Genomic DNA, 6,000 nt, shown 5'->3' on the forward strand with positions numbered 1-6,000 from the left:
TTCCTCCTATATCATATGTAAAATTGGTTCTTATTCCCACATATCATATAGAACTGTTTCAGTATACATGCGGAAAGCTAAGTATGGTATTATTCTTAAATTGTTTAGCACCTTCTAATATTACAGATAGAATCCGTCATTTTCAACAGTGAACATGGATTTCTTCTGAACACAACTCTTTTTCTTTCCTTATTTACAAAAAGAAAAGCAGCCCATTTTAAAATACGGCTGCTTGCAATGTACATTATTCTTTTGCTTTTTTCTCTTTCTCTGCTCTTACAAATTCATGAAACATTTTCATTAAAGCGCGCTTTTCAATTCTTGATACGTAGCTTCTGGAAATACCAAGCGCCTTTGCAATCTCTCGTTGCGTTTTCTCCTTATCAAGCCCCAGTCCAAAACGCTTCACGATAACTTCTTTCTCTCGTTCGTCTAAAATATCGATATACTCTTTAATCTTTTCTAACTCCATACTCAGCTGGATCATATCAATTACATCTTCAGACTCTGATTTTAATATATCAATAAGCGATATCTCATTCCCCTCTTTATCTTGCCCGATCGGGTCATGAAGTGAAACGTCCTTTTTCGTTTTCTTTAGTACACGTAAATGCATCAAAATTTCATTTTCAATACAGCGTGCTGCATACGTCGCAAGTTTTGTTCCTTTTCCTGCCGAATAACTCTCGATCGCTTTAATGAGCCCGATTGTACCAATTGAAATTAAATCTTCTGCATCTTCCCCTGTGTTTTCAAATTTTTTAACGATATGAGCTACAAGCCGTAAATTATGTTCAATTAACAGATTCCTCGCTTGAGCATCACCTTGCTCCATTAACTCTAAGTACTTTCTCTCATCGTCTGATGATAACGGCTGCGGAAACGCATTGTTCTTCACATAAGAAACAAAAACAAACACTTCTCGAACCATATATCCAATTGCGGCGAATAGACTCAAACCTTTCACCTCCGCCAAAATAGTGGTCTTTACTAAGTGTATGTGGGCGTGGGGTTGTTTGTGTCTGTACAGTTTATTTATAAAACTCAACACTTCCAATATTTAAAATATTTTATTGTTATATTATAATTATATAAAATTGTTATTTATATATGAATATGCTATTAAAGGGGACACTATTCATGCTTACATTAGATCGATTATTAAATGTAACAATTTATTTAGGGGTATTTTTACTTTTCATTTCATTCATTACTTTTGTTATTAAGAGAGGGCCTGATTTATTATTTTTTCAATCTGGAATTTCCTTGTTTTTTGGAGCTCAAATTATAATTGGAATGAAATTTTTTCATAACTATGGTTTCTCCTTTCACTCAAAACTAGAACTACTTATCTTTATTTTCTATGTAATTGGATTTATTACATGTATACTATTGTTCTTTCACTTTCAAAATCCCTATCGAATTTTTTTATTAATTTGTAGTTTTTTATTTTTAACTGGATCCAATTATTACTTTAAAGAAACATTAAAGTTTAGTGAAAAAATTCCAAAGCAACATAAAACTTTTTTAAGTACACAAGAAGAAGACTCTTTCCCAAAAGAAGTCCGTAAATTTTCAGAGGATTACAACAACATAATAAGGAATGATTTTTATGAAATACCGATGATTCCTACTGAATTACAGATTACAAGTAAAAAAGATTCTTCCCATAGTACATCTTTCTTAGTTGAACTTCATAATATGGAGGATGAAATTACTGATGACTCTGTACAATTAACTCCATCAGACCGTTTTTATATACTGTTAAATACACAAAAAACAAAAATATCAAAAATAGTATATGAAGGGCGAAATTTTTTCACATTAACAGTCACACTAAAGGCTCTTAATTTACAGCAGGAACCAGAAATTCATAATATGTTTTTAGAAATAGATAAACGTAGAGCAATGAATCTTCTTGATTTCGAAATTAAAGCCCACTCTAAAGAATGGAAAGTAACATTTAAAAGTGATAGTTCTCCTTCCAACCTTCCTATCACATTTACATTTGAAAAACGAACAGGCAAATTATAAAAATAAAAAGAGTTATTTTCTTTGAAAAATAACTCTTTTTATTTTACTTGCTCCAAATTTTCTCCCCAGTATGCGCATCAATATAACGAATTTCTCGACTACCGTCGAAGAACTCTTTATAATTCTCATCCGTTGTTTGTTTATACAGCAATTGATATACCGTTTCCTCTACATCATGATCTATAGACCATTCTAATTTAACTCTAATAGCACCTCTGTATATTTCTAACGCTTCTTCTTTCGTTACTTTTGGTGTTGTTTCGTATGTAAGTAATTCTTTTATAAATTTGCTAGACTCTCCAGAGTAATGCATCACTGCACCATTTTTCGTGTTGATATTGATCATAAAGTGCTTATACTCTGCCGGAATACCATTCACATATAAGGAAAAGTTAAATCTTTCAATCCCATCTTCTGCTTCTTCACGTTCCTCCCAAAGACGAAGATATTGTGTGATATCCGGAATAACACACTCTAAAAATTGAATTGCTTTTTGTAAACATTCCTCTCTAGACAGTATTTGTTTTCCTTCTTTATCTTCTGTCAGTTTTATAAAGCCAATTAATTCATTGGTTAATTTGTCAACCGTAATACCAATCAAATTATTATATTTTAACATCGGTAAATGCTTTTTAAAGAATTCATTCATTAAATATGGATTCTTTTCTTCTTTCTGTTTTTGTAATTCCTCTTTCGGAACAAATTTCATCCTTATTTCATTATCATTTTCCGTCTCATCTACTTTTGCAAAACTTTCTTTATCCCAGTCAAATAATTCGAATATGTCATCTTGCCGGCTACCTTTTTCTATTTTTTCAACAACTATTGTTGGCGGTAATTTATAATGTTCTGGCCCATATAAATCTTTACCTGTACTTGCATCAATAAATGCATGACTAGGCTCTGGTTCATATACAAGATGGTACCCTTTTACTTCTTCCCCGTTTTCATACTCACATGAAGAGTATGTTAAATCTACAAATACAAGTCTCATATCTTGTCTAGCTTTCAAATTTTCTAAAACGACGTTCTCCTCAACAATTTCACTTGGCCATGATGGCTGTTTCTCTATCGCTTTTTGTCCATTATAATGGAAATTCACAACATTTCCTGAAGGATGAACTCGCACAACACACCCCGTATTCGGCAATGGATAGCTATTCACTTCTTGCATATAATTTACTTCTTTCCAACCGCGCCAATCATCCTTAACAGTTACATATGTATAAAATTCATATCCTTCTTTTGTATATTTTTTTAAGAATGTATTTGCAACCTCTCTTGCTTTATTCTCTTCTATCGCTTCCTTACCGCTCGAAAAAGCTTTTTCATCCTCTATCCTAAAGTCAATTAAATTACCAGTATATCTATTCAACGTAATCTGTATTGTTCTCTCCCCATCCCCTTTATGTTCCCACCATAATAGATGATATGGGTCATCCACACCTTCTTGATCATCTACAACAAGCCTATAATCATCTGGAATGTCAATAATATGAGCCACTTGCTCTTTTCTTTCTTTATCTTTTTGATTCATCATACCGCTCCTTTTATTACAATTTAAGGTAATTCCAACAAAAAAACCATATATATATAAACAAAAAAGACTAGAGATATCTCTAGTCTTTTATTTCGTTTCACGATGTAACGTTACTCGCTTTAATCGTGGACAATATTTTTTTAGTTCGATACGCTCTGGATTGTTTCGTTTATTTTTTTTAGAAATATAATTACGATCACCGCACTCTGTACAAGCTAATGTAATATTTACACGCATATGTAATTCTCCTTTCTTTTAAAGATCGCAAAATAAAACGTAATGATTACGATTTAAATATTATATAACTTCATTCTATTTGTCAATTGCAAAATAAAAAGGTTCTAAATAGAACCCTTTTATTTTTAGTACTTTATACTTTTTATTAAAATGTCTCATATGTAACAAACTCACTAATCGGTTTTCGATATCCTCGTGGGCGCGTTTTAGTAGTATCACTTTTTCCTATCGTAATCATTAAAACAGGTACTACATGCTCTGGCATATTCAATTCACTTTGTACTGCTTTTTCATCAAAACCGATCATTGGACACGTATCATATCCATAATACTTAGCTGCGTACATAAAAGTCATCGCACTTAACGAAGCATTTCTTATCGCTTCCTCTTCCATGAAGCGTTCTCCTTTTCCTTCATATAGCCCTTTCGTTTGCCTAATTGTATCTTCATACTCACATTCATCAATCATCTTTAAAACCTTCATACCGAAATAAATATTTTCGACATTTTGGTATGCTCTCTTGTCACCACAAACAAGTATTACCGCAGATGCACTCGATATTTTATATTGTCCGAAGGCTAACTCTTTTAATCTTTCTTTGCGCTCTTGATCACGAATTACAACATAATGTGTATGTTGCAAATTGTAACAAGATGGAGAAAGCTTTGTGAGCTCAAATATTTTTTTAAAGTCCTCATCTGGGATTTCTATTCCTTGTACAAATTTCATTGCAGAACGTCTAGCAATTGCTAATTCTTCAAAGTTCACCGTATAGCCTCCTTAATAACTATAAATTCAAATATACATTAATTTATACAAATGAATAAATCAAATAAAAACACTTTAAATTATGGAGAATAATGATGATTTGCAAAAAAAGACAAAAAGCTGAAACAATTAGTTCATACGAAATTCACACGAATCTATTACTATAGGAATTGTACATAGTGAACTTATTAACAATCACGTTTATTTATATAGAATTTCACTTGAAAGGAGTTGAAAGTATGAAAACTAAATATCGTTTTATGATCTCATCATTTGCTGCTTGCGCCTACATGATTTGGTGTTTAGTATAATAACAACCTCACTTGTAAATAGGAAAAGGTGTGTATATAAATGGAATATAATCAATCAACAGTTAACTACTGGAAAGCTTTTGTACTACCATATACATTTGCTTTAGAAGAGTTAAAAACTAAATTTGAAATTATGAACCGGGAAGCCCAATTTTTAGAGGATTACAACCCGTTTGAACATATAAAAACAAGATTAAAACAACCTGAAAGTATTATTAAAAAGCTTGAACGTAAAAATTTATTACCGACAGTTGAAAATGCGCAAACGCATTTACAAGACATCATCGGCATTCGTATTACATGTTGCTTCGTAGAAGATATCTATCATTTGAAAGAAGTTATTCAAAAGCGTGAAGATATGGAAATCATAGAGGTAAAAGATTATATCGCTAATCCAAAACAAAATGGATATAAAAGTTTACACATGATTATTAAATATCCTTTATCACTGAATTCTGGTACAAAAGAAGTCTTTGCAGAAATTCAGTTACGTACGCTCGCAATGGACTTTTGGGCAAGTTTAGAACATAAACTTTATTATAAATATGAAGGGAAAATACCTGAGTATTTAAAAGATGAACTACATGATGCCGCAATGAAAGCTGAAGATCTTGATAATAAAATGGCAACCATTCGCCAAGATATTGATGATATCGAGGCATGCTCAAATCAGATTATGTTACCACTATAAAGTGAAACTTTAATCAGTGGGGGGAATCCCCCACTGATTATTAGTTGAACCAATCGGACGTTTACGGACAGTTGATCTCCCACCTAACTTCTTTGCTCCAACTGAATTTTGAGGTGGGAGTTTTACTGCCTGTTAACGCGGGATAAAAAAAGGTTCTCGCCAATGAGAACCTTTTTTGCGCTATTTACGGAAAATTTCACTTTATTTCTTCTCTATCGTGCGAACCTCTTCAATTTTCCAGCCATCCTCTTCTTTTCCAAGTGCATACTGTACTTTCTTCTGAATAGTGACCTCTCCTTCTATTTCCTTTTCTTTTGTTTCAACAACAACATATCCTGCTTTACTAGCTTTTATGTCTATATGTTCCAATTCAATTTTTTTATTTCCCTTTTGAAAAGCTGCTTCTTTTTGCGTTTTT

The 6,000-nt window shown here is 32.2% G+C and carries 6 protein-coding genes and 1 pseudogene; 2 read left to right on the forward strand and 5 right to left on the reverse strand.

All coding sequences use genetic code 11. The features are described from left to right. Positions 1–244: 244 nt before the first annotated feature. Positions 245–958, reverse strand: coding sequence for an RNA polymerase sporulation sigma factor SigK (gene sigK, locus MR079_RS10900; RefSeq protein ID WP_000051382.1), 714 nt, complete (start codon positions 956–958; stop codon positions 245–247). A gap of 182 nt (positions 959–1,140) precedes the next feature. On the opposite strand from sigK, the gene MR079_RS10905 reads away from it, so the two are divergent. Continuing rightward, positions 1,141–2,034, forward strand: a complete 894-nt coding sequence (locus tag MR079_RS10905; protein WP_139866610.1) for a hypothetical protein — start codon at positions 1,141–1,143, stop codon at positions 2,032–2,034. 43 nt (positions 2,035–2,077) lie between these two features. Here the strand turns inward: MR079_RS10905 and MR079_RS10910 are convergent, their stop codons facing one another. The 3 genes from MR079_RS10910 to MR079_RS10920 form a co-directional block, all read right to left on the reverse strand. Further along, positions 2,078–3,571 (reverse strand): YcdB/YcdC domain-containing protein, encoded by a 1,494-nt coding sequence (locus MR079_RS10910; protein WP_139866608.1) that lies wholly within the window; start codon positions 3,569–3,571, stop codon positions 2,078–2,080. A 90-nt stretch (positions 3,572–3,661) separates the two neighbouring features. After that, positions 3,662–3,811: a 50S ribosomal protein L33 gene (gene rpmG, locus MR079_RS10915; protein ID WP_001265617.1), complete on the reverse strand. Its 150-nt coding sequence runs from the start codon at positions 3,809–3,811 to the stop codon at positions 3,662–3,664. A 145-nt stretch (positions 3,812–3,956) separates the two neighbouring features. Next, positions 3,957–4,580 carry a nitroreductase family protein gene (locus MR079_RS10920; protein ID WP_242293987.1) on the reverse strand — a complete coding sequence of 208 codons (624 nt, stop codon included), beginning with the start codon at positions 4,578–4,580 and terminating at the stop codon, positions 3,957–3,959. Positions 4,581–4,931: 351 nt separating this feature from the next. Here MR079_RS10920 and MR079_RS10925 point away from each other — a divergent pair, with 351 nt between their 5' ends. Continuing rightward, complete coding sequence (locus MR079_RS10925; RefSeq protein WP_139866606.1) at positions 4,932–5,582, forward strand: GTP pyrophosphokinase; 651 nt, start codon at positions 4,932–4,934, stop codon at positions 5,580–5,582. 201 nt (positions 5,583–5,783) lie between these two features. Here MR079_RS10925 and MR079_RS10930 read toward each other — a convergent pair. Continuing rightward, positions 5,784–6,000, reverse strand: a pseudogene (locus tag MR079_RS10930) (hypothetical protein); the annotation flags it as partial.

Origin of the sequence: Bacillus cereus group sp. BfR-BA-01381, assembly GCF_022663555.1 — a bacterium.
Taxonomy (GTDB): Bacteria; Bacillota; Bacilli; order Bacillales; family Bacillaceae_G; genus Bacillus_A; species Bacillus_A pacificus.